The sequence below is a fragment of the Pradoshia sp. D12 genome (genome assembly GCF_008935075.1).
Taxonomy (GTDB): domain Bacteria; phylum Bacillota; class Bacilli; order Bacillales; family Pradoshiaceae; genus Pradoshia.
This window is the reverse complement of the sequence record NZ_CP044545.1, coordinates 2,264,460-2,286,628: the sequence shown is the minus strand read 5'-3', so window position 1 is coordinate 2,286,628 and position 22,169 is coordinate 2,264,460. Positions and strand designations below refer to the sequence as shown.

Below are 22,169 nucleotides of genomic sequence, written 5' to 3'. Positions count from 1 at the left end.
ATACCTAAAGGGCGAATAACACATATAGTAAAAATGTAATGATGAACTTCTAAAGGAGTGAAACAAATGTATTACGGTGGTCAAGATGGATGTTTCAGCGGTTGCGGTGGATATGGTTACGGTGGAGGTTACGGACACGGAGGCGGTTTTGGTTCCGGATTCGCATTGATTGTTGTGTTATTTATCCTCCTTATTATTATCGGTGCTTCTTTCTGCAGCCCTTGCTGATTAAAGGGAAAAAGGACGGTTATCCGTCCTTTTTTAATGGATTGGTAAAAAAACATCTTATGTTTGGATAAAAACTACATATAAACACTTTAAAGACGAACAAAAATATAATTTACAAAAATAATGTTCGTATTTTCTGTTGACGGTTCATGTTCGCTTTGGTATGATTTTTAGTGCGGAGCAGACCTATAAATGGAGGAGATCCTCATATGAAAACGAATTATGATGTAATTATCGTGGGTGCCGGTCCTGCCGGAATATTTGCTGCCTACGAATTTACTCTAAAATTACCGGAAGCGAAGGTTCTTTTAATTGATAAAGGTCATGATATATATAGACGGAACTGCCCAATATTACAGAAGAGAATAGTTAAATGTCCGCCACCTACTAATCGAAAGAGCTTTGCGGGTTGTTTGCCTGCTTGTTCCATTACGAACGGATTTGGTGGAGCTGGTGCGTATTCTGACGGGAAATTTAATATTACAAGCGAATTTGGCGGGTGGATGACAGATTATTTATCAAAAAATCAAGTTGTGGAACTGATAAAATATGTAGATGCAATTAACATAAAGCATGGTGCTACTGATACGCTTACGAATCCAATGAGTGAAGAAGTGCGCCGAATTGAGAAGTCAGGCTATGCAGCAGGGTTAAAGCTATTGCGAGCTTATGTACGTCATTTAGGAACGGAACAGAATCTTGAAATTTTAAAAAGTATTTATGAATATTTAAAAGACAGAATAGATATGGTTTTTAAGGCAGAAGTAGAAGATGTATTAACTGAAAAGCAGGATAACCAATATGTAGCCAAAGGAATTGTTCTTAAAGATGGAGAAAAGCTATATTCTGATTATGTCGTGGTCGCACCGGGGAGAGACGGTTCCAAATGGTTAACAGAGATTCTTAAAAAACGTAAATTTAAAATGACGAGTAACCAGGTTGACATTGGTGTGAGGGTTGAAACATCCAATGTGGTAATGGAAGAAATCAATAAACATTTATATGAAGGTAAATTTATCTACAATACCTCTGTTGGTACGCAGGTTCGCACATTCTGCTCCAATCCTTCCGGGCATGTTGTAGTTGAAAATCATTCTGGAATTATGCTGGCGAATGGTCATGCTTATAAAGATCCTGAACTTGGCAGTGATAATACAAACTTTGCATTACTGGTATCCCATAAATTTTCTGAGCCGTTTGATAAGCCTACAGAATATGCCCATGAGATATCAAAACTGGCAAATGCCCTTTCAAATGGCGGTTTAATTATTCAAAAGTACGGCGATATTTTAAAAGGAAGACGATCTACTGTTAAGAGAATAAAAGAAGGTTTTATCGAGCCTACTTTGAAAGAAGCAGTTCCAGGAGATTTAGGCTTGGTTTTACCCTACAATACAATGAAAAGTTTAATAGAAATGACCGAAGCATTAAATAAAGTAACGCCAGGATTAGCATCTGAGCACACATTGTTTTATGGAGTAGAGGCAAAATTCTACTCAGCAAGACCAAATTTAGATGAGCACTTTCAGTCAGACATATTAAATTTATATGTAGGTGGAGACGGAGGCGGTATTACAAGGGGATTAGCGCAGGCAAGTGCCTGTGGGGTCTGGGTAGCGCGTGATATTATCCGTAAAGTTCAGGAAGTAAAAGTAGAACCGGTTTTAGTATAATGAAAACCTCGGATTATTCCGAGGTTTTTTTGTGAATTAATGTTATTCTGCAACATTTAATTGTTTTATAATATATGGAAATGTATTGTATTCATGTATACTTGTTACAGAATAGAAAGAAGAATTATCCGCAATATACATAGTACCAAAAAGATTTGGTGTCATTGTTGATTAACAAAATTATTATATAAATGAAGGTAATTCGTATCATTATTCGCGTGAAGTACCCCAAATCAACAAGGTAAATAATAGCATTATGTAGTTTTTTTAGGTAATATGTATAATGCATAATTAATGTTAAATGAGTGGAGCGAAAGCAAGTGAAATCTTTTTATCGATTTTTAAACACATATAGGCATGCCCTGGAGAAAAGTGAGATGTCCATGTTTGCTGAAAATGTTTTTCATGATCCCGGTTTTCCTAAGAATTCGTCTGATTATCATGAAATAAGTCTGTATCTAGAAATGAATGTTGACTATATATTGGACATGAGCCTATTTGACGATGCCTGGAATCTTTACCTTCAGCATATTGGTGAGTTATAGTTTGTAGAAAATCAGATTAACCATATCAAAGCTTTATTAAATTTTTAGTAGGATTCTTAGCTTTTTAGCAATTGAATTTAACAGAAAGAAACAGGTGTTCCTATGCCAGTTCGATTACAAACCCGTTTGTTAAGTTATTCTCTTATTATTTCAACGGTTCCTTTACTATGCCTTGGGATTATTTCGTATTCGACCCAGCGATCGTTAATTGAAAATCAAGTTAGAATGACATTGCGAACGGCCGCTTACCATGCGGCAGATACAACAGATCGCTTTATAGATGAGAGAATCAGTGATCTAGTTTATTTAAGTCGGCATTCCGATATAGAAAGTGACAATAAAACGCATTCATTGAATTTTTTGAAGGAATATGTTGAATCAAAGCCGATTTACTCTGGATATATCTATGTTAATAAGGACGGGGATGTAATTCCCTCGGAGGAGTATAATGATATCACTCCTTATTTTATAAATAGTAAATCCTTCGAAAAATCAAGTGCAGGCATTCAGTATTTGTCTAAAGTGTATAAATTAGATCGTGAAAAGCCATTTTTTTTGATTAGCACACCAATTTATACGAATGATAATGAAATAAATGGAGTATTTGCTCCAACAGTTAATTTATTTTATCTGTGGAAAACGATAGAGTCTAATTTAACACTTGAGCGTGAAAAATTTCCTTATACAGCGTTTATGATTAATCACGAGGGCTGGATTGTATCAGAGCAAAATGAAGATAATATTATGAAAACAAACTTTCTGGAGGAAAATAATCTTTCACTAGATGATTTGATTGCCTCTGATAAGCAAAATGAATTAATTCAATCCAAAGATGGCAAGCAGTTATTTGCTGTGAAACCAATCAAGGAAAGAACTGATGCCCAGGAGCAGTGGTATGTGGTTACCGAAGCTAGTAAAAAAGTTGTATATGCTCCATTGCTGCAATTAATTGATCGTTATCTAATGATAGGGTTAATACTGCTGATTGGTATTTTACTATTTGTCTATTATATATCTAAAACAGTAGTTAAGCCTGTTGTCAGGATGGCAGAAGGTGTGGAGAGATATACGAACGGAAAAAAATATAACCAAATTGAAAGTACATATCATGAGCTAAATGTACTTAATAGGGCCTTTATTTCCATGATAGAAACCTTGGAACAACGGGAAAAGGAGATTCTCAGAACGGAGAAGCTTAAATATGTTGGCCAATTAGCGGCCGGAGTAGCCCATGAAATCAGAAATCCTATTACGACGATTCGGGGGCTTTTCCAACTATTAAGAGATCATCCCTATGATGAAAAAATATTTAAAAATTATATTGATATCATTATAGAAGAATTAAACCGTATGAATAGAATAGTCGGCGAATTATTGAATCTATCAAAACCATATCAATTAATCTTGAAAAAATATTCAGTTACTGAGTTGATTGAAGAAATTATTTTACTGCAAAGAGCGGAGTTAAATAAAAATAATATAACAATATTAAAAGATATTCATCATGAAGGAATCATTTATACAGATCGAAATCGTCTTTATCAAGTAATTTTAAATATAATCCAAAATTCTCGAGATGCTATGAAAGATGGCGGAACGATCAGCATTTTAACAGATTGTTTTGAGAATAAAATGAAATTAATCATTAAGGATAATGGACCGGGTATTCCAGCAGAAACGTTATCCAAGCTTGGTACCCCATTCTTTACGACTAAAGAAAATGGTACCGGATTAGGACTGGCAACGAGCATGAAAATCATGGAAGAGTTAAAAGGTACATTTGAAGTAACAAGCGTAGAAGGAGAAGGAACGAGCGTTATTCTAACCATTCCTTCCGATGAAGATATTTCTACTTAACTATCGCATGAAAATTTCTTGGCAATCTGCTTATTCATATTTACTTGAATAAGTGGATTGCTTTTCTTTTTTACGAAAAAGATTGTATTAGTTGAAATTAAAAACTATGTCTTTTTCCGACAGTCATAGAATGGGTAACAATTGATTTACTGTAAATACAGTAGGGGACAGGAAGAAAGCAGCCAACTCTGTCACAAATCCAGTCTAAATCGGTGAATTAAGCCAAAGTCAAAAATATAAATCTTTCCCCAATTTAATCCTTTTACTGAATCAAGTCTTGTTTTTTCGGGAAGATGGCTAAAAGAGTTTAAATAATAGGCTTCCCCTCAATTAAAGAGCTGCATATACTGATAAAAATTCTACCCGAACTGCGAGGGGTGGCAGCAATGGGCAAGCGTAATAAACCGAAGTTTGCAATTGGTAATTCAGTAGTCATACTTGTGAACGGAATCGTGGGTAAAGTGAAGTCTGTTCAGGAATTTAATCAAACCTATGTATATGAGGTCCAAGGTGCTGATGGAGTATTTACGGAATCATCCTTAATGCTTGTTGAGGATTTTGAAGGGCTTTTATTTGAAGCAGAACATGTAAATATTGATTACAAGTATTTTTTTGGAGATTTAGTGCAAGTGAAAGGGTATGGAAAGGAAATCTTTAAAGTCATTGGGTTTCGAACTGAAATTTGGAGATATAAAGAAGAATCGTGGGAAGATATTATTTATGAATTATCTAGAATTACAGACAATGAATGGCTAGAATGCAATGAGGATGATTTGATTTTTCTTGCAGATGCGAAAGATGCAGAACAATTTTTGAAGAAACATGCTCTTAATCAAAAATTGAAATCAAATCAGTATAAGAAACTAACAGAGCCCTCACCGCTCGCACATTTAAATAAAAATGGTAACCAGGAGTCTGATCATCAAGAGAAAATTAATCATCTTCTCGATATTTATAATGATTATCGAATTTTACGTGACATGTTTGGTGATGAAACCTATGGGAAAGTGATGAAAACTGCTATAAAAAAACTAGAAAAATTAGTGGCCGATCAAACAACAAGAGAGAAAAAAGAGCCTCACTAAACAAAAAACAGACTTCTCCTGGTCTGTTTTTTGATTCAACAAATATATGCAGATTGTAAATTGTTCTCTAACCACAGGGGTGTAAGCATTTAACAGCATACTTTATAAGAAAAGACTAGGCCAAAACTCATAAATTTAGGATTCGACAAAACTAGAAGTTTTTCATTGCAGGAATTTGTTATAGGAAGGGTAAATTTAAATAACAAACGTATTAGGAGGGAAATTATGCTTAAACAAAGAATTTTAAAGTGGTCGGCTTTGCGAAGAAGAGAATATGAAATCGCCATTTTTCAAACAGAACACCCTCGGGATAAGAAAGGATATAAACAGGTATATCAAGGCTACATAGATGGAGAAAGTCATACGGAAGTCATTAATAAATTGTTTAGAAAGTTTAATATAAGAGATTTAATACCTGAGAATTATAAGGGAAGAACCATATCAAGTGGTGATATCATTATGATCGGGGATAAGTACGAGAAAAAGAGTTATTACCAGCTTCAATCTGGCGGTTGGGCTGTAGTGAACCGAATTCACGTTTGTTAAAATCTGAATTATCGGTAACTTTATCTTTTTAAAAAGCCTATGGTATAGTTATAGTTGAATATAGACATTTTTGTCTTTACATAAAGGAGGAAATATTCAAACATGAGTATACATATAGGCGCTAAAGAAAACGAAATCGCAGAAGCTGTGCTATTGCCGGGAGATCCATTGAGAGCAAAATATATAGCTGAAACATTTTTGGAAAATCCTGTTTGTTATAATGAAGTTAGAAACATGTTTGGTTATACTGGTACTTATAAAGGGAAAAAAGTGTCTGTTCAAGGGACAGGTATGGGAGTTCCGTCCATCTCTATTTATGTAAATGAATTAATGCAAAGCTATGGTGTACAAAAATTAATTCGTGTTGGTACATGCGGTGCGATTCAAAAAGATGTAAAAGTGAGAGATGTTATTTTAGCCATGACATCATCAACGGATTCCAATATGAATAAATTACTTTTTGATGGAATCGACTTTGCACCTACAGCTGATTTTGGTTTATTAAAAAAAGCATATGACACAGGTGTGGAAAAAGGACTTCAATTAAAAGTTGGTAATGTATTTACTGCAGATCAATTTTATAATGATAAAGCAGACCATGAAAAATGGGCACAATATGGTATCCTAGCCATTGAGATGGAAACCACTGCGTTATACACTTTAGCTGCTAAATATGGCAGACAAGCATTATCCATTCTTACTGTCAGTGACCATATCCTTACAGGTGAAGAAACGACAGCTGAAGAGAGACAAACGACATTTAATGACATGATCGAAGTTGCTTTAAATACTGCTATTGAATCTTAATATTATAAAAACAAGAAAGCTCTGGTGAAAACCAGAGCTTTTTTTTATAATTGTACTATTGATGTATTATTTGAATTTTGATATTGAATTATCAACTTAGATTTTTTGAAAAAATCAAGCAGATCGGGAACATTTCAGCTATACTTGAAAAGGATTAGTGGAAACATCAATATATCACTATTTAAAGCAAATGTGTTCGAGTGACCAAATAGTACACTCCTTGATGATTAACAGTTTGTTTGAATTTTTCAGAAACTTAGTATAATACAAACAAAACTTAAAAACATATCAATTTAAAAAGTTACTAAAATAATAAATAGCATAGGCTGATTTAATGGTTTTTTGAAACAATAAACAGCTAGAGAGAGAATTGTGAGGGAAGAGAAATGAGAAAGATACTTCTTGGGATGATGATGGCAACGGCTTTATTACTCACAGCATGTAATGATTTATCCATTGACACAGATCAATCGAAAAAAGAAGAGAACGAGAACCATACGCAGGAAACGATTGGAAATGGACAAGGAAATCAAGGGTCGGAAGAGGATGATAATAGTGTGAATCTGGCTGCTGAATTCTTAAATGATATTAAGGTTGAGGATGGAGTGAACTATATCCAAAATCCTGATAATATTCTTGTGTTGGTAAATAAAGAAAATAGTCTGCCGATTGGTTACCGAGCAGATGATTTGGTGAAACCGAATGTTACTTTTTCATTCGTAGGAGAGCATGAAAAACAGCTGATGAGAAAGGAAGCTGCAGAGGCGCTTGAGAAGATGTTTACTGCAGCCAATGAAGAGGGAGTACAATTAGCAGCCGTGTCAGGTTTTCGTTCCTATGAAAGACAGGTACAGCTATATAATGCGGAAATTGAAGCATCCGGTATAGAGTATGCCCAACAATCGGTAGCGGAGCCTGGTAAGAGTGAGCATCAAACAGGTCTAACAATGGATGTATCGAGTGCAGAGAATAATTATCAGCTTAATGAAGATTTTGGCTCTACAACAGCCGGACAATGGCTTGCCCAAAATTCTGCAGAATATGGATTCATCATCCGCTATCCAAAGGGTGACGAGAAAACAACAGGGTATATGTATGAGCCCTGGCATATTAGATATGTGGGAAAAGCCTATGCCACTGATATGAAAAAACGTGGCTTGACCTTGGAGGAATACATCCAGCTGGCAACAGAGTAGGATATCATTTGGAGTTCTGATATAATATAGTTAATTTTAAGGCAGTATAGTTCAGTGAAAGTGGTGAACCAGTTGGATTCAGAACAAGATCAAGAACAAGCAAACAAGCCGAAGGGCTATATTAAAGTTAGATGGATTTATCTTATTTTAGGATCAGCTTTACTCATTATCCTTAGTGTTTTTGCAACAAGGTACATAATGGATAACACGCAACAATCAACATCAGGAATCAAGATTCCGCTTAGCGGATCTAAAAACGATATGGAGAAAATCAAAAGTGCTATGGATACCTTGGAAAATAGTTATTTCCAAGAAGTGGACCGCGATAAATTAATTGATGGTGCCATTAATGGAATGGTAGAATCACTTGATGATCCATATTCGGACTTTATGACACAAGAAGAAGCCGCCAGCTTTCATGAAAGCATTTCCTCTTCTTTTGAGGGAATTGGGGCAGAAATAATGTCAGAAAATGAACAAATTGTAATTGTTTCACCGATAAAAGGTGCACCTGCTGAGAAAGCCGGATTAAAAGCGGGTGATATTATTTTAAAAGTAAATGATAAAAGCCTGCAAGGGATGTCGTCCAGCGATGCCGTGCTCTTAATCCGTGGAAAAAAAGGGACGGAGGTTAATTTAGTAATCCAGCGTCCGGGTGCAAGTAAGACAATGAACGTTAAAATAATACGTGATACAATTCCTGTAAATACAGTTTATAAAGAGAACTTAACGGATGATATTGCAAACATACAGATAACCAGCTTTTCTGAGAATACAGCTGAAGAGCTTGAAAAAGTATTACGTGAAGTGGAAGAGCAAGGTATGAAGGGAATTGTGCTTGATTTAAGACAAAACCCGGGCGGATTGCTTGACCAAGCTGAAAAAATAGCGAATATGTTTGTTCCAGCTGGTGAAAATCTCGTACAGATTGAAGACCGCAGCGGGAATAAACAAGTAGCAAAAGCGACAGATACCGGTTATAAATTTAAATTGTCAACGGCTGTACTAATTGACGAAGGCAGTGCTAGTGCATCTGAAATAGTGGCTGCAGCGTTAAATGAATCTGCTGATATTCCGATTATTGGTGTGAAGTCATATGGGAAGGGAACTGCTCAATCAGCAATGGACTTCACAGATGGATCCAATTTGAAGTTTACGTATGCAAAATGGCTGACACCGGATGGCAACTGGATTCATAAAAAAGGCATCAAGCCGGACATTACTGTCAAAATGCCTGATTATGCAAATTTATCGTTTATTGATCCTGAGGAAAAGCTAGAGCTTTCAAAAATGTCGCCAGAAGTTGAGAATGCTGAAAAAATGCTTAAAGCACTTGGATATAATCCAGGTAAAGCCGATGGATGTTTTGATGAGAACACTGTAACAGCGGTTAAAAAGTTCCAAAAGGATCATGATTTAAAAGAAACAGGTGTGATCCAGGGAGACACAACAAATAAATTAATGAATGAATTAAGAAATAAAATTACTGAAGAAGATCCACAGCTAGAAGCAGCTAAGAAAAAATTGGCTGAGGATATAAAATAAAAAAATCGCTTCTCCATTCCAGGAGAGGCGATTTTTTGGTTAATGTTTCAGGAAAGAATATGAATGCGCTTTGAATCAACATTATTTAAACGAGCGTTCACCAAATGCAATAAATGTTTTTTCATCTTCAATTAAACCGCAGGCAGCGCACTGGATTCTTCTGACAGGTCCATTATAGGGTAAATGAAAGGCGTCTAATTCATCGTCTGCGTACATTTGAATAACAGTGCCTGATTGGGGATCAAGTTTCACGTAAATGGGAGTTTGTTCAATCACATTAAAACGTGACCGGTTTGTTTTACAGTTTGGACAACAATATGGATGGCTCACATGTCTAACCTCCTTTTAGTATAGGTTTTGTAACCTCATCCAGAAATATACAAGTAGGGAATAAAGAAAAAAATGAGAAAGAGAAAACCTGAATATTTGGTGAATTTTCCAACTAATTACTGGTCTCTAATTCCAGTTTTGGAGTATTATTAGAATTAGTGGATTGTGAATGATAAGGGGTTGGAATTAAGTTGTTTAAAAAGAATGTATTATTTTTGAGTCTATGTATGATCACAGTAATAATCCTGTTCGGATGTCAGGACAAAGCAGCAGATGAAGAAATGCCAGCTATCATTGATGTCCAGGTAAAACTTTCACCTGAGGCGGCCATAGTGAATGAAAATGTACTTTTTGAGGTGACCGTAACACAGGGGAATGATAAGGTGACGGATGCTGAATCTGTCGAATTTGAATTTGGCAAAAAGGATGGTTCGGATAAAGAGAAAATTGCCGTTAAGCATAAAAAGGATGGTATATACAGTCTTGAAAAGTCATTCTCTCAGGAAGGGGACTATTATATGATCCCTCATGTGACAGCAAGAGGAATGCATGCAATGCCAAAGAAAGAATTTACTGTTGTTAATTAACGATTGATGGATAATCTCAGGATGATTACTCTTTCGTAACCATGATTGCTAATAGTTTGAAATAGAGGAGCAGCTTCTTTGCTGTCTCCTTTTTCTGTTTACGTACCATAATCTTCTTTTATTACTGATTATTGATGCTGACTCTATTATTAGGAGGTGTTTTTAAATGTTTAACTTCCCAAAACTAACAATGATTAGATTCACTAAACTGTTAATTCATTCCGTTATTCTTATTATCACCCTTACTTTTTTAGCTTTATTAAGTGCAGACATAATTGCGTGGGTTATCGGAAGACCTATTGAAAATAGCACAGGTTACGTAACTTTAATTACGATAATTTGGGTTTTCTTTGCTTTACAAAGCGAAAAATATAAGAAACAGTCTGTGTGAATCATTTTAATTATTAAAAATAGAATCGTATAAATAGAAGAAATCTGCGAATATCTTAGGGTAGAAATTTTCAAATGTATGTTTGTGTGATTGTTCCTTTATCTTGCCTTATTCGGCTAAACGGACAGTCATCGGAGCATTAATATCAGAAATAGAAATATGGTTAACGAGACATTTACTCCAAGTAGGATCAATGCCCCATTATATGTTGTACTCCTTATAATACAAACTGGTCAGGTAAGCACAATAAGCATGTTTAGAACAGTTACAGTCTAAATGAAGATGTTCTCCGCCAGGAGAGTGATAATATTGTATAAAAAATGAGTAACATAAATTTTAAATATTCTATTGGTCAAAAAGTTATAGAAGTAGACACTGATAAGAATTCATTTATGCCTTCTTTTCCGAAAGATTGATGCATACACATATAGTTAATTACGTTATGCATCGATAGAAAGGAAGGGTCTATCTTGACAATTCAGGAGAATGATAAAAAGGTAATTGAACCATCGCAGGTGTACAAATTACATAGGGAAGAAAAACAATATACCGCTGAAACGCATAATCAAACAGAATTCAGGATAAAAGAGATTGCAGGATTGGATGTTGGAGAGTTTAATAATAATGCGCATATAAAAAGGGAAAATCATGAATTTGTTAATATAAAAAAAGAGTTGTTTTTTAAATCAAACGGCAATGCACATATCATTTTTGATGTCCACAAATTCAGGTATTTTACGGTTGCAACTGCAAATCCAAATGATAAAGGAATCCATGTTTCCTTATCAGTAAGCCCTGATAACACGATTTATGCCTCTTTGATTGAAAAGCGATTGGTTAACCAGGGTAAATTAGAAATATTGGATTGCCCTAACAGGCTTAAATATATGAAGGTGGAATTCAATGGGAAACCGGGAGATAAAGTTCTTGTATTTTTACAGGGAGAAAAATAAAGGATAGTAAAAAACTGGCCCTGTCATCCAAGCCAGTTTTTTTACCATTCAGGAATAGAAATTTCTGAATAGTTTGATTCATTTACCTTAAAGAGAATGATTTCCAGGATTTCATCCCGATATGAAGATTTCGCTCCCTTTTTTTTTACCGGAGCAGGTAGATGAAAAGAGTGTTTCTCCTCTGGATCCGGGGGTAATCCGGATAGGAGAAGCTTTGTAGAAGTATGGTATACCTTAACGTTAGGTAAATGATCCTCTTTTATTGGGATTCTAATGAAAAGATAATCATGTGTTTCCAGAATATCTACGGAATGTTTTGAATGGACCACCGTTTGCTCATCTGGTTCTGGACTTGATTTAAATTGTTGGTTGATCATTCCTCCTAATTGATCAGGTGATAGCATGGAGAATAATTGTTCCATCTGCTTTTCCATACCTGGCTGATTAAGGAACTTCATCCAATCTGGCATTTGGTTTTGATTTTTGGGAAAAAGGTTCCACGGAAACAATTGATCACCTCGACTTTCAAGAGACATATTAGGTTAACTTACTATATGCGATAAGGGTAATTGTCGTTAATGCAGAAGTCAGCTTTTGATTAACGGAAATGTCATCTTTCAATGTATAATACAGATAGTAAATACTGCCTGTAGGGGGAGAAGAAGTTGACTCGGAAAACGGCTTTAATTACTGGTTCAGCAAGAGGACTGGGCAGAGCTACAGCAAGGCAATTAGCTATGGATGGGATAAATGTCATTACGACCTATCGTACTAATCAAAACAGTGCCATCCAAGATATGCAGGAATTAGCTCAAAACTACAACGTGCAAGCTTATGCTTTGCCATATGATGTAACAGTTCAAGATCATCATCGCAAACTAATTCATCAATGCTATGAATTATGTGGTGGAATTGATATTCTGATACATAATGCTGGTCCATATATACAGGAACGTAAACCAATGATGGAATATATGGAAGAAGAATGGGAATATCTTATTAATGGGAATTTATCGAGTATGTTTTACTTAGCCAGATTGGTTATTCCCTATATGCGAGTGAATAAATGGGGAAGAATTATTACCATGGGGTTTGATCAGTCAGACCACGCTCCGGGCTGGAAATACCGTTCTGCTTTTGCTGCTTCCAAAACGGGATTAACCTCCTTGACAAAAACGCTGGCTTTGGAAGAGGCGGAGTATGGAATCACAGCCAATATGGTTTGTCCAGGGGATATTGTGGATCCTTGGAAGGAAAGCTTTCGTGTAGAAGAAGGTATAGTATCAGAAAATGTTCCAGTTGGAAGGCCTGGAACTGGCGGTGATATCGCACGTGTCATTTCGTTTCTATGTGCGGAAGAAGCTGACTTTATTACAGGAACGGTTATTCCAGTAACAGGTGGGCAGGATGTTTTATCAAAAACCAGATAAGCAGCTTGGCCTTGAAAATTTAGTATGTGTAACTTTGTCTGAAAAATCATCGTAATAGATAGTAAATAAAAAAGTTCGCTTGGTTTATTCAAGCGAACTTTTTGTATGGTTAGCTATTTGAAGTGTGCACAAATTTTCTTTTTTGAACGTATAACAATCTCAATGTTAAACCAGTTGCCCCAACAGCTAGGCCGGAGATTAATCCAATCCAATAACCAAATGCTCCAAGGTCGGTATAATTAGCAAGGAATATGCCAAGTGGAAGCCCTATAATCCAATAGGATAACAGGGACATAAAGAACGTGATATTCACATCCTTATAGCCTCTCAAAGCACCCTGGATTGGTGCCTGAAGAGCATCGGAAAGCTGGAAGAAGATGGCGTAAATTAAGAACTGAGCTGTTAATGAAGCTACCACAGGATCTTTAGTGTATAGAAGAGCAATATAATCTCTGAAAATAAATAAGAAGATAGCACTAATGCCTGCAAAACCAATCGCACAAAAAACACCAAGTATTGAATATTCTTTAGCTGCTTTATAGTTCTTGGCACCTGCCTCATGGCCGACAATGATGGTCAATGCCATCGCAAAGCTAAGTGGTACCATATACAAGAAGGATGAGAAGTTCATGGCAGCCTGATGTGATGCAATCGTAATCGTATCATATGAGCTCATAGCCAGCGTAACTGCTGCAAAGATACTGGTTTCAAAAAAGATGGACATACCTATTGGGAATCCAATTTTCATTAATTCAACCCATTCCTTAAAAACGGGCAATGGCCATGATTTTAAAATGCCAAAACCGGAGAAAGGCTGTAATCTAATGATAATCACTGCTGCAACCAGAGTGATAACCCAATAAGTAATTGATGCAGCGATTCCTGCACCAATACCGCCAAATGCCGGAACACCTAACTTTCCATAGATAAACATATAGTTAAGTACCACATTGACTGGGATCGCAATAAGGGTGATTAGCATGGAGACGGTAGTTTTCCCTAGTGCGTCAATAAATGAACGAAGTACATTGTAAATCATAATTGGTAAGATTCCGAATGCCAAAGCAACTAAATAACCATAGGCTATTTGATAAACATCCGGCTCAAGATTCATGCCTGTTAATATCGGTTTAAGCACTAAAGCACCAGCGCCAATTAGAATGATGGACATTGCGACAGCTACATAAATCGCCTGCATAACAGAAAAGCGAATTTTATCCGCTTTTTCTTTAGCCCCAATTAAGTGGGCGACGATTGGTGTTACTCCCAGTAAAATGCCGGCAAGTCCATTATAGAAAGGACTCCATATAGACGTGCCTATGGCTACTCCAGCTAGGTCTTCAGGACTTGCTTGCCCGGACATAAACGTATCAAAAAAGCTGATAGCGAACAGTCCCAGCTGTGTAATTAATATCGGGAGGAATACCGAAATTATTCTTGAAAAGTTACTCTTTGTAAAAATAGATAAATTCATATCCATGCCCCCCGTATAAAGTAAGTATGACAATAAAAAATTATACCACAAAATAATTCTGCTTTTTAAACTTTAATTTTTACTTAAATTGGCTGGATTATGTTTATTCAGTTATGTGTCATATTAGTTAAAATCACTCATATATTGTATAACGAATAAAACAGAGTGGAGTGAGGAGAGAATGGCATACATAGGTTCGAAGGGTTGGTATGTGGCCAAGCTAAAAGAAAATGGTATAAGAAGGCATCCTGTTGAACGGAGAAAGCTGGAGTTGTACAAAACATATATCTTGAGAAAATTATACGAACAGCAAAAGATAACAAAAGAATAAGGCCGCTATTACGAAAAAAGGTGTATGCACAGTCTATTAGGCAGACTATGCATAACACCTTTTTTAAGCTTCTTTTATATCAAATACAGACACCTCTGCTGGTTGTCGCATTTGTGATAAAGTGAAGTGGTCCTTTGTTATCTCGAATAAATCAAATGAATACTCCCCTGAGTTGATTTCTTCATATAAGGTTTTTCGACTTTCGTTTGCAAGCATAGTATAGGGCATCTTTTGAGCTGCTTTAAAAGAACGAATATTTTCTTTCTTTATTCTCAGAAAGACCGTTTCAATCTCAAGCTCAAAAAACAATTCTTCAAAGAAATGCTGTTTAGCCAATTGGTTATATCCTTTTCCATGATAGGGTTTCCCTAACCAAGTACCTAAAAAGCCAGCCTGATTGGATACATCATAAAGCGTTATCGTGCCAATTGGATTTCCCCACTCATCGAGAATGGTACGTGAAATCAGTTCGCCACGCTCCTCAGCTTCAATCATTTGTTTAGTAAGAAAGAGATATTCTTCATATTGATGCGTTTTATGGCGCACAAAAGGGAAGACATCGGGGTGAATCATTAAATCAAACAATACAGGACAATCAGATAATTCACGTTTTTTCAACATACAGATCCCTCCGTATGAGGGCAGCCGCTAACTGCGATTTCCCCTCGAAATTTTTTAATGTAATATCAAAAAATTTCGGGGTGGGAATCGAACCCACTAGGACCATTACTGGTGGCGCACCATTTGCCTTCCCTAATTTTCGCTTATACAATTTTCAAAAATAAACTATTTCTGAAAGTATCATACAAGATTTTTTAGTAAAATGAAATAGTTTTTTTTCGTCATTTTTTGTACATTTTTTTAACGGAATTTAATGCCTATTTATCGTAAAAATAAAGTTAGAATATATTTAGGTGCTGAAGTATTAATATGACAGCTCCCAATAGAATGACATAGATAGCAAAAGGCTTTAAGGAATGATTTTTAATATATTTAATCATCCAGGAAACAGCAAGATAACCAAATATAGCAGAAAAAATTGTACCGAGAAATAAACCTTGGAATGAAATTGCTTCGACGGGTCCTGTCAATAAATCTCTACTCTTAAATAATATTCCTCCGAATATTACCGGTATGGAGAGAAGGAAGGAAAAGTAAGCAGCGGTTTCACGGTTAAGCCCGCTGAAGAGTCCAGCTGCCATCGTAAAACCGGATCGAGAGATGGCTGGGAAAATGGCGGCCGCCTGGAAAGTTCCAATAAATAACGCTTGTTTATAAGTAATGCTCTCTAAATTTTTATTTTGTTTGGGCATAATATCTGCATACCATAAAACAATTCCAGTTATAAGGAATTCCCAACCAATTGTAACCCCGGATTTAGAAATGCCTTCAAAATAATCATTGAATAGTACACCTGCTAATACTGCAGGGATTGTCCCGATTATCAAAAGGAATGTCATTTTTGATAATGGTTTTTTAAGAAGTTTTATAATTTCATGCCCATAAAAGATCAGCAATGCAATAAGTGTCCCTGTATGAAGCAGGGTATCCAGTAATAATCCTGCTTCATCAAGACCGAATAAATGTCTCCCTAAATATAAATGACCCGTACTGGAGATAGGGAGAAATTCAGTAAGACCCTGGATGATCCCCAGTACTATTGCTTTCCATTCTTCAAACAAATTAGCCAGCCTCCTCATGCAGGTTACAAAACCAAATTTTTATACTTGTCTATAGTTTCTGTATAGAGTGTATGAAGAACTAAAAGAAATCATGAAAGCTTTGAAACCTAAATGTTGAATGAATCGCATAAATTTATATAAAGATACGGGAGGTTTTAATGATGCAAAATACAAATGATAAATTATGGGCAGTAGCCATCTATGTCAGCAGTTTTTTCTTAGTGCTGGTTGGGCCACTCGTTATATGGTTAATTAAAAAGAATGATTCAGATTTTATCGATTACCATGGTAAGGAATATTTAAACTTTTTAATCAGCTATACGATTTACACCTTTATAGCATTTATATTGGCGTTCATCGGTATTGGTTTTATCCTTGCTTGGCTGATTGGAATATATGTGTTGGTATTTACAATAGTGGCTGCTGTAAAGGCATATTCTGGAGAATATTATCAAATCCCATTAACACTTCGAATATTGAAATAGCAATAGCTAAAGACCTTGGCATTATTTCTGCCGGGTCTTTTTTAAATCCGTTACTATTTTGGACATGTCCAGCATAGAATGTATGGATGGTTATCAGGTTTAAAAAATTGGCGGTGAAAAATCCTTGACTACTAAGCATTATTACCAAAAAATTCATAGCATATATACAGCAGAATTAGTTGCATACTTTGTAGTCGGTCTTCTCTGTTTTTTGTTTGCCTGGTTGAATGGATTCGATATCATATTAGCTGCGTGTGTTACCTGTCCTTTTATAGTGCTGGTTCTTTTTTCTATCAATCGTAATTTCAGACTGAAAAGCAGAATGAAGAAACTTCCGGAAGCGAAAGTGGCTGATGAGGAAGGCTCACCGCTGACGAACAGCCAATATTTCCTTGGATTTTTACCAGCCCCGACCCTTCATATGGCTATTTTCTCACCAGAAGGTAATCTGGTTGGATCTCTTAAAGATAAACGGGAAAATATTTGGATGTGGATTATTCCAGCTTCATTGCTTATTTTTTTACCGAGAAGATATATCTTATCTGACAGCAACGGCCATGTATTATGTGAGTATCGAAGCCGTTTTGGGTTAAATGGGGATATTGAAATTTTAACGTCTGAGAAAGAACAATTAGGCAGGTATAAGCAATCTAAACAACTGGGAAAAAAAAGTACAAGCAATGTGGCAAACCCATATGGAATCCGGCAATATGGCGGTGAAATCCTTCATGGATCTGAATTCATTGTTGAACAAACATATGATAAGCGGAAAATTGTACATTATTCTTGCGGATGGATGCCGGCATACTACAGTAAACATTTTCTTGATCCCAATACACCTCTCCTGACATTTACGGAAGGAGCAACAGAGGATGAAAAGAGAATAGGCTATTGCTTTTGCCTTGATTACCTTCAGCAGCAAAACCACTGACCACTCCTATAAACGTCGCTAAACTTTAGCTTGTTGCACAATATGTTTTATAATGGTGAAATAGTGAAGAGAATGTTGTTTGAAGGGAGCAGGAGAATGGATATAAAGATAATTAAAGTACATGGTTCTAACAATGATTTTTATTTAATCGATGAAATGGATACCAAGCTGTCATTAACAGATGAAGAACGAAGCCAATTGGCTATAAATATGTGCAAGCGGACGGGCACAGAGGGAGCAGATGGAATTCTCTTTGTGTTAAACAGTGAGGCCTCAGATGCCAGAATGAGAGTCTTTAATGCAGATGGTTCAGAAGCATCCATGTGTGGGAATGGACTCCGTTGTGTAGGTCGGTATGTTCAAGAAAAATTGAAGAAAAATAACCTGCTGATAGAAACGATGAAAGCCACCCTGCAGGTTAAGAAAGAGCCGGACATGTATAAGGATATCCCTACATACCGCGTCGAAATATCTCCGGTTATCAAGGCAACGAGTGCATTGCCCATGAATACTGAAATGGACGAAATCATCAATCAAAAACTGCCGTTTATTGACGAGAATCTTACGTTCACAACCCTGTCAGTACCAAATCCACATCTGATCAGTCTTGTTGATAAAGAGGTAATCCATTCGGATAAACAAGAGAAAATAGCAACTATGCTGAATGGTGAGAATGACTGGTTTACAGATGGTGTGAATGTCAGCTTCGTGTCCCGTCTGGAGGAAGGATCCATTTTTGTTCGCACATTTGAACGAGGTGTTGGCTTTACGGATGCTTGCGGAACGGCAATGTCAGCTTCAAGCCTTGTTACGAAATGGATTGATGAGTTGGCTGATGAAGCAGTTCTGCACGTCTATAATCCAGGCGGAATGGTACTGTGCCAGGTCCATGATTTGCCAGATGAAACGTGGATTGATTTGATTGGCAATGCAACGTATGAGTATGAAACGGTTATTCAGTTAAATTTGGATACACTACATGTTAGCTTTGGAGAAAGGAAAGTCTATAAAGAAGAGGCAGATGCTTATTCAGCATTCCAACAACATGCTAAAGCATTTGTAGAATCTAAAATAGGCTGAGCTAATACATATTAGAATAGGAGGGCAGAAATGAAGAAGCGGACGAATACCTTTTTAAATGTTCATGTAATCACCTTTTTCGTATTAATCGCCCTCTTTATTGTGTGTACCATCCTATTCGTAGATATTGCAGAGAACATAAATGAGAATGAGCTTTATCATTTTGATATGACAATCATCCAGTCTGTGCAGGGGAGTATTAATGAATTAAGCACAAAAGTACTTACCTTTATAACTAATCTTGGATCAGTTGATGGCAATATTCTATTGGTTATCCTATTCTCTGTGTTTTTATTATTTAAAAAACGTGTATTAAGTGTCATATTCTTAATCATCACGACATTATCGGGCGGTTATGTTAACCATTACTTAAAATGGATTTTCCAGCGGGAGAGACCAACATTGAATCCATTGATCGAGGTAAATGGCTTCAGCTTTCCGAGCGGTCATGCTATGTCATCCTTTATCCTATACGGCGCACTTATGATCATAACTACCAGAATCACGAAGAATTGGCCCATTAGATTGGCTGTCTATGCGATTTGTATTTTTTTGATTTTAACGATGGGCTACAGCCGAATCTACTTGGGTGTCCATTATCCGAGTGATGTAATTGCAGGGTATATTGCAGGATGTGCATGGCTTGCTATCATTGCTACTGTATTTACGTTTGGGGAATATCGGAAAACAAAAGGTTCGAAATCGTAATAGGCTGTCCATAAGCCATAATGGCTTATGGACGGCTATTTTTTATGGAAATCTTGGCTGTCTGAAAATAACAAAAGGTTTCTAAGGAAATATTTGTTATAATAATTTATAAAGAAAAATTCTGGAATAAGTAAACAAGGGGATTTTAGTATGATTGATTTGATTATTGGGTTGTTAATCAATGGTTTAGTAATAGTTGCGTTTTTAAACATCAACAAATTTAATGCCCAAAAACTAAAATTATCAATAGTAAGTCTTATATCAACTATTATTGTTGTAGTTGTTCCTACCTTAGGTTATCGATTTGATAAGAGTATTGGTGATTATTATTTCGGTTTTCCTGCTGATATTTTAGTTTATCATGGTGGAATGCTGTTTTCTTTAGTCTCGTTTGGCTTTTTGTTTAACTTCTTTTTCTTTTATTGGGTGTTTAAACTAATAGTTAAATTAGGAGTGCTTATTAGGCCTGTGAACAAGGGAAATTATTGATGTTATTTAAAAGGGGTTGCTTAGGCTGCTCCTTTTCTTATAGGGTTCCCATTTCGCTTAATGCAGCAGCCAAAGTTAGTTACTTCAGTGTGAAATAGACGTAGCGGTAAAACCGCAATATCGGTTAACGATGTTATGTTGGGATAGCTGAAGAAGAGAAAGTATAATTTTTAATTAAGGTAATATTAAGTGATAATCGTTGAATGCCTTTTTGTGTTGAACTTCTTATGGCAGTAAAGGTTCAGGATAACGAAAAAGAGTTTTACATAAGAATAAGGAATTGATAAAAATCAATTTAATAGGGAGAAAAACATGGGGCATTAGTTGAATAATTGCGACAATAAAAAAGCTGTCTCTCTTTAAGTCATCAGCAACAATACTTGTGAACAGAGAGCAAATAAAAGAGATCCATTAGCAAGGGATAGGAATTTTCAATCACCTAAAAAAGACAACCAGAGTCATTATGTTATCAATAACATATATGGTATAATTTTCATGCAACTACTTGGTGCGGGTGGTATGCACCTTCTTTTCCTTATATAAAGGAGAAGGGAGGTGATATACTTATGGATTTTCTAATAGCTCTGGCAAAAGATGTAGCAATGATCTTTTTTACGACCCTTGCTGCCGGCATCGCCACGCGATTCGCCAATCTTCAGCTAAAGGGCAAACGAAAAACCACCCCGCGCCGACCAAAGCATAAGGGTGGTTCCTCTAAGAACTAAACTATTTGCATACCACTCGCTAGTAGTTGTACCAGGGAGTATCCAGCTCTCTGGTTTTTTAATATATGTGTATATGTTTATAATATACCCTAAATAATAGAAATTCAATCAAAACTGATGGAGGAGCTTATGGTTTTTATAGGTTGAAAAGGGTCAGATAGAAAGAGTGTCTAAGCTTGAGTGGAATTTCTAATATTCATAAAAAGGGCTATTTGATGGCTGTGACATTTATAGATAAGCACGGTTTGAGTGGTTTCGTTTGAACCTTAATAGAGTTAAAGCCTGTATTAGTTAGCACCTCTCTAATCTCTTCGGCAAAGGCATGAGCCTGTTCTTCGGTTGCTTCTTCCTGCCTTGGCTGCACGGTTATAGTCAGTTTTCCATTTTCTTTTAATAAAGAATGTATTTTTTGAATACAAGCCTCTTGATCTTCCCATAATGGATAGCTATTTACACTAAATATTTTATCGTACACCATTGGATTGGGAATCCCGAGAACAGTTCCATTAAACAAACGAAGCTGATTGCGGTTGAGTTGTTCTTGATTTCGTTTGCTCGCATTTTTCACCATTTCTTCTGATGGATCGACACCATCTATTTGGATGGTAGGGTACTTCTCAAAAAGCATGTGCATTCCTTCACCTGGGCCAAAACCAACTTCTAGCAGTGTGTCATTTGGGGTAATAGTCAATTGATCAAATGTCCATTCGTATAATTCCTCATTTTCATAGGCCATTATTTTACCTGCAATCTTTCCGAGGACACCAGTTGGATTTTTAAACTGATTCGTTATTATTTCCTTCATCTAACATCACTCCTACCCCATACATACCCAAAATACTAAATCGTTAACTCTTTTGGATTAATTATCAAAATAGATTGAAATAACTGAAAATTTATAGTAAATTAAGTAAATATATAATTTCATATTCTTATCTAGAGAGATGGAGGGACTGGCCCGTTGAAATCTCAGCAACCTGGATGGTAATCCAAGGTGCTAAATCCAGCAAGCAATGCTTGAGAGATGAGAGACCTTAGGAAAGAGGGCTTTCATGATGAAAGCTCTTTTCTATTAGTCTGTTTTCCTCATC

25 protein-coding genes and 1 riboswitch are annotated in these 22,169 nt (G+C 36.1%); of the genes, 19 read left to right on the top strand and 6 right to left on the bottom strand.

All coding sequences use genetic code 11. The features are described from left to right. Window positions 1-66 precede the first annotated feature (66 nt). The 9 genes from F7984_RS10880 to F7984_RS10840 all read left to right on the top strand — a co-directional run bounded on the left by F7984_RS10880 (window position 67) and on the right by F7984_RS10840 (window position 9,482). The gene (locus F7984_RS10880; RefSeq protein WP_066107118.1) at window positions 67-228 is read left to right on the top strand and encodes a YjcZ family sporulation protein; all 162 of its coding nucleotides are present in this window, start codon (window positions 67-69) and stop codon (window positions 226-228) included. Window positions 229-437: 209 nt separating this feature from the next. Then, window positions 438-1,901 (top strand): NAD(P)/FAD-dependent oxidoreductase, encoded by a 1,464-nt coding sequence (locus F7984_RS10875; RefSeq protein WP_066107115.1) that lies wholly within the window; start codon window positions 438-440, stop codon window positions 1,899-1,901. A 320-nt stretch (window positions 1,902-2,221) separates the two neighbouring features. Continuing rightward, window positions 2,222-2,446 (top strand): YozE family protein, encoded by a 225-nt coding sequence (locus tag F7984_RS10870; RefSeq protein ID WP_077248138.1) that lies wholly within the window; start codon window positions 2,222-2,224, stop codon window positions 2,444-2,446. Between the two features lie 102 nt (window positions 2,447-2,548). Further along, window positions 2,549-4,303: an ATP-binding protein gene (locus F7984_RS10865; RefSeq protein WP_066107114.1), complete on the top strand. Its 1,755-nt coding sequence runs from the start codon at window positions 2,549-2,551 to the stop codon at window positions 4,301-4,303. A 386-nt stretch (window positions 4,304-4,689) separates the two neighbouring features. Continuing rightward, on the top strand, window positions 4,690-5,388 hold the full coding sequence (locus F7984_RS10860) for a hypothetical protein (protein WP_066107111.1): 699 nt from the start codon (window positions 4,690-4,692) through the stop codon (window positions 5,386-5,388). 225 nt (window positions 5,389-5,613) lie between these two features. After that, window positions 5,614-5,934, top strand: coding sequence for a YodL domain-containing protein (locus F7984_RS10855; protein WP_066107108.1), 321 nt, complete (start codon window positions 5,614-5,616; stop codon window positions 5,932-5,934). Window positions 5,935-6,036: 102 nt separating this feature from the next. Further along, window positions 6,037-6,741, top strand: coding sequence for a purine-nucleoside phosphorylase (deoD, locus tag F7984_RS10850; protein WP_066107105.1), 705 nt, complete (start codon window positions 6,037-6,039; stop codon window positions 6,739-6,741). 386 nt (window positions 6,742-7,127) lie between these two features. Continuing rightward, window positions 7,128-7,937 carry a M15 family metallopeptidase gene (locus tag F7984_RS10845; protein WP_066107103.1) on the top strand — a complete coding sequence of 270 codons (810 nt, stop codon included), beginning with the start codon at window positions 7,128-7,130 and terminating at the stop codon, window positions 7,935-7,937. 63 nt (window positions 7,938-8,000) lie between these two features. Beyond that, window positions 8,001-9,482 (top strand): S41 family peptidase, encoded by a 1,482-nt coding sequence (locus tag F7984_RS10840; protein WP_225983727.1) that lies wholly within the window; start codon window positions 8,001-8,003, stop codon window positions 9,480-9,482. Between the two features lie 81 nt (window positions 9,483-9,563). Here F7984_RS10840 and F7984_RS10835 read toward each other — a convergent pair whose 3' ends face one another. Further along, complete coding sequence (locus tag F7984_RS10835) at window positions 9,564-9,812, bottom strand: DNA alkylation repair protein (RefSeq protein WP_066107097.1); 249 nt, start codon at window positions 9,810-9,812, stop codon at window positions 9,564-9,566. Between the two features lie 227 nt (window positions 9,813-10,039). On the opposite strand from F7984_RS10835, the gene F7984_RS10830 reads away from it, so the two are divergent. Both F7984_RS10830 and F7984_RS10825 read left to right on the top strand, forming a co-directional pair. Next, a complete protein-coding gene (locus F7984_RS10830; RefSeq protein ID WP_139063859.1) occupies window positions 10,040-10,399 on the top strand; it encodes a FixH family protein in 360 nt (119 codons plus the stop codon). 861 nt (window positions 10,400-11,260) lie between these two features. After that, window positions 11,261-11,743: a DUF6385 domain-containing protein gene (locus tag F7984_RS10825; protein ID WP_066107089.1), complete on the top strand. Its 483-nt coding sequence runs from the start codon at window positions 11,261-11,263 to the stop codon at window positions 11,741-11,743. Between the two features lie 41 nt (window positions 11,744-11,784). Here the strand turns inward: F7984_RS10825 and F7984_RS10820 are convergent, their stop codons facing one another. Continuing rightward, window positions 11,785-12,213: an Hsp20/alpha crystallin family protein gene (locus F7984_RS10820; RefSeq protein ID WP_148629810.1), complete on the bottom strand. Its 429-nt coding sequence runs from the start codon at window positions 12,211-12,213 to the stop codon at window positions 11,785-11,787. A gap of 195 nt (window positions 12,214-12,408) precedes the next feature. Between F7984_RS10820 and F7984_RS10815 the strand changes: the two genes are divergently transcribed. Next, window positions 12,409-13,173 (top strand): SDR family oxidoreductase, encoded by a 765-nt coding sequence (locus F7984_RS10815; protein ID WP_066107081.1) that lies wholly within the window; start codon window positions 12,409-12,411, stop codon window positions 13,171-13,173. A gap of 109 nt (window positions 13,174-13,282) precedes the next feature. On the opposite strand, the gene F7984_RS10810 is transcribed toward F7984_RS10815, so the two are convergent. After that, window positions 13,283-14,647: an MATE family efflux transporter gene (locus tag F7984_RS10810; RefSeq protein WP_066107078.1), complete on the bottom strand. Its 1,365-nt coding sequence runs from the start codon at window positions 14,645-14,647 to the stop codon at window positions 13,283-13,285. 181 nt (window positions 14,648-14,828) lie between these two features. Between F7984_RS10810 and F7984_RS10805 the strand changes: the two genes are divergently transcribed. Beyond that, complete coding sequence (locus F7984_RS10805) at window positions 14,829-14,978, top strand: YflJ family protein (protein WP_077248137.1); 150 nt, start codon at window positions 14,829-14,831, stop codon at window positions 14,976-14,978. 63 nt (window positions 14,979-15,041) lie between these two features. Here F7984_RS10805 and F7984_RS10800 read toward each other — a convergent pair whose 3' ends face one another. Then, entirely contained in the window at window positions 15,042-15,599 is a 558-nt protein-coding gene (locus F7984_RS10800) for a GNAT family N-acetyltransferase (protein WP_066107075.1), read from the bottom strand. A 278-nt stretch (window positions 15,600-15,877) separates the two neighbouring features. Further along, window positions 15,878-16,678 (bottom strand): undecaprenyl-diphosphate phosphatase, encoded by an 801-nt coding sequence (locus F7984_RS10795; RefSeq protein ID WP_066107074.1) that lies wholly within the window; start codon window positions 16,676-16,678, stop codon window positions 15,878-15,880. 143 nt (window positions 16,679-16,821) lie between these two features. Between F7984_RS10795 and F7984_RS10790 the strand changes: the two genes are divergently transcribed. From F7984_RS10790 to F7984_RS19100, 6 genes are all read left to right on the top strand, one after another. Beyond that, a complete protein-coding gene (locus tag F7984_RS10790) occupies window positions 16,822-17,145 on the top strand; it encodes a DUF4870 domain-containing protein (protein WP_225983579.1) in 324 nt (107 codons plus the stop codon). Between the two features lie 322 nt (window positions 17,146-17,467). Beyond that, window positions 17,468-18,076: a hypothetical protein gene (locus F7984_RS10785; RefSeq protein ID WP_192796803.1), complete on the top strand. Its 609-nt coding sequence runs from the start codon at window positions 17,468-17,470 to the stop codon at window positions 18,074-18,076. Window positions 18,077-18,172: 96 nt separating this feature from the next. Beyond that, window positions 18,173-19,156, top strand: coding sequence for a diaminopimelate epimerase (dapF, locus tag F7984_RS10780; protein WP_139891813.1), 984 nt, complete (start codon window positions 18,173-18,175; stop codon window positions 19,154-19,156). 30 nt (window positions 19,157-19,186) lie between these two features. After that, window positions 19,187-19,864 (top strand): phosphatase PAP2 family protein, encoded by a 678-nt coding sequence (locus F7984_RS10775; protein ID WP_140461569.1) that lies wholly within the window; start codon window positions 19,187-19,189, stop codon window positions 19,862-19,864. 150 nt (window positions 19,865-20,014) lie between these two features. Next, complete coding sequence (locus F7984_RS10770; protein ID WP_139891815.1) at window positions 20,015-20,353, top strand: hypothetical protein; 339 nt, start codon at window positions 20,015-20,017, stop codon at window positions 20,351-20,353. 566 nt (window positions 20,354-20,919) lie between these two features. Continuing rightward, on the top strand, window positions 20,920-21,078 hold the full coding sequence (locus F7984_RS19100) for a hypothetical protein (protein ID WP_175354299.1): 159 nt from the start codon (window positions 20,920-20,922) through the stop codon (window positions 21,076-21,078). A gap of 208 nt (window positions 21,079-21,286) precedes the next feature. Here the strand turns inward: F7984_RS19100 and F7984_RS10765 are convergent, their stop codons facing one another. Further along, window positions 21,287-21,883: a class I SAM-dependent methyltransferase gene (locus F7984_RS10765; protein ID WP_140461568.1), complete on the bottom strand. Its 597-nt coding sequence runs from the start codon at window positions 21,881-21,883 to the stop codon at window positions 21,287-21,289. Window positions 21,884-22,007: 124 nt separating this feature from the next. Next, window positions 22,008-22,109: riboswitch (SAM riboswitch) on the top strand. The last annotated feature ends 60 nt before the right edge of the window (window positions 22,110-22,169 follow it).

What these genes read in the sequence shown, in the direction of transcription:
- F7984_RS10820 (WP_148629810.1), bottom strand. Translation starts at nt 12,213, where the DNA reads ATGCCAGATTGGATGAAGTTCCTTAATCAGCCAGGTATGGAAAAGCAG.
- F7984_RS10785 (WP_192796803.1), top strand. Translation starts at nt 17,468, where the DNA reads ATGAAGAAACTTCCGGAAGCGAAAGTGGCTGATGAGGAAGGCTCACCG.
- F7984_RS10805 (WP_077248137.1), top strand. Translation starts at nt 14,829, where the DNA reads ATGGCATACATAGGTTCGAAGGGTTGGTATGTGGCCAAGCTAAAAGAA.
- F7984_RS10845 (WP_066107103.1), top strand. Translation starts at nt 7,128, where the DNA reads ATGAGAAAGATACTTCTTGGGATGATGATGGCAACGGCTTTATTACTC.
- F7984_RS10875 (WP_066107115.1), top strand. Translation starts at nt 438, where the DNA reads ATGAAAACGAATTATGATGTAATTATCGTGGGTGCCGGTCCTGCCGGA.
- F7984_RS10855 (WP_066107108.1), top strand. Translation starts at nt 5,614, where the DNA reads ATGCTTAAACAAAGAATTTTAAAGTGGTCGGCTTTGCGAAGAAGAGAA.
- F7984_RS10800 (WP_066107075.1), bottom strand. Translation starts at nt 15,599, where the DNA reads ATGTTGAAAAAACGTGAATTATCTGATTGTCCTGTATTGTTTGATTTA.
- F7984_RS10810 (WP_066107078.1), bottom strand. Translation starts at nt 14,647, where the DNA reads ATGAATTTATCTATTTTTACAAAGAGTAACTTTTCAAGAATAATTTCG.
- F7984_RS19100 (WP_175354299.1), top strand. Translation starts at nt 20,920, where the DNA reads ATGGATTTTCTAATAGCTCTGGCAAAAGATGTAGCAATGATCTTTTTT.
- F7984_RS10830 (WP_139063859.1), top strand. Translation starts at nt 10,040, where the DNA reads ATGATCACAGTAATAATCCTGTTCGGATGTCAGGACAAAGCAGCAGAT.
- F7984_RS10860 (WP_066107111.1), top strand. Translation starts at nt 4,690, where the DNA reads ATGGGCAAGCGTAATAAACCGAAGTTTGCAATTGGTAATTCAGTAGTC.
- F7984_RS10865 (WP_066107114.1), top strand. Translation starts at nt 2,549, where the DNA reads ATGCCAGTTCGATTACAAACCCGTTTGTTAAGTTATTCTCTTATTATT.
- F7984_RS10775 (WP_140461569.1), top strand. Translation starts at nt 19,187, where the DNA reads ATGAAGAAGCGGACGAATACCTTTTTAAATGTTCATGTAATCACCTTT.
- F7984_RS10765 (WP_140461568.1), bottom strand. Translation starts at nt 21,883, where the DNA reads ATGAAGGAAATAATAACGAATCAGTTTAAAAATCCAACTGGTGTCCTC.
- dapF (WP_139891813.1), top strand. Translation starts at nt 18,173, where the DNA reads ATGGATATAAAGATAATTAAAGTACATGGTTCTAACAATGATTTTTAT.
- F7984_RS10795 (WP_066107074.1), bottom strand. Translation starts at nt 16,678, where the DNA reads ATGAGGAGGCTGGCTAATTTGTTTGAAGAATGGAAAGCAATAGTACTG.
- F7984_RS10880 (WP_066107118.1), top strand. Translation starts at nt 67, where the DNA reads ATGTATTACGGTGGTCAAGATGGATGTTTCAGCGGTTGCGGTGGATAT.
- F7984_RS10770 (WP_139891815.1), top strand. Translation starts at nt 20,015, where the DNA reads ATGATTGATTTGATTATTGGGTTGTTAATCAATGGTTTAGTAATAGTT.
- F7984_RS10790 (WP_225983579.1), top strand. Translation starts at nt 16,822, where the DNA reads ATGCAAAATACAAATGATAAATTATGGGCAGTAGCCATCTATGTCAGC.
- deoD (WP_066107105.1), top strand. Translation starts at nt 6,037, where the DNA reads ATGAGTATACATATAGGCGCTAAAGAAAACGAAATCGCAGAAGCTGTG.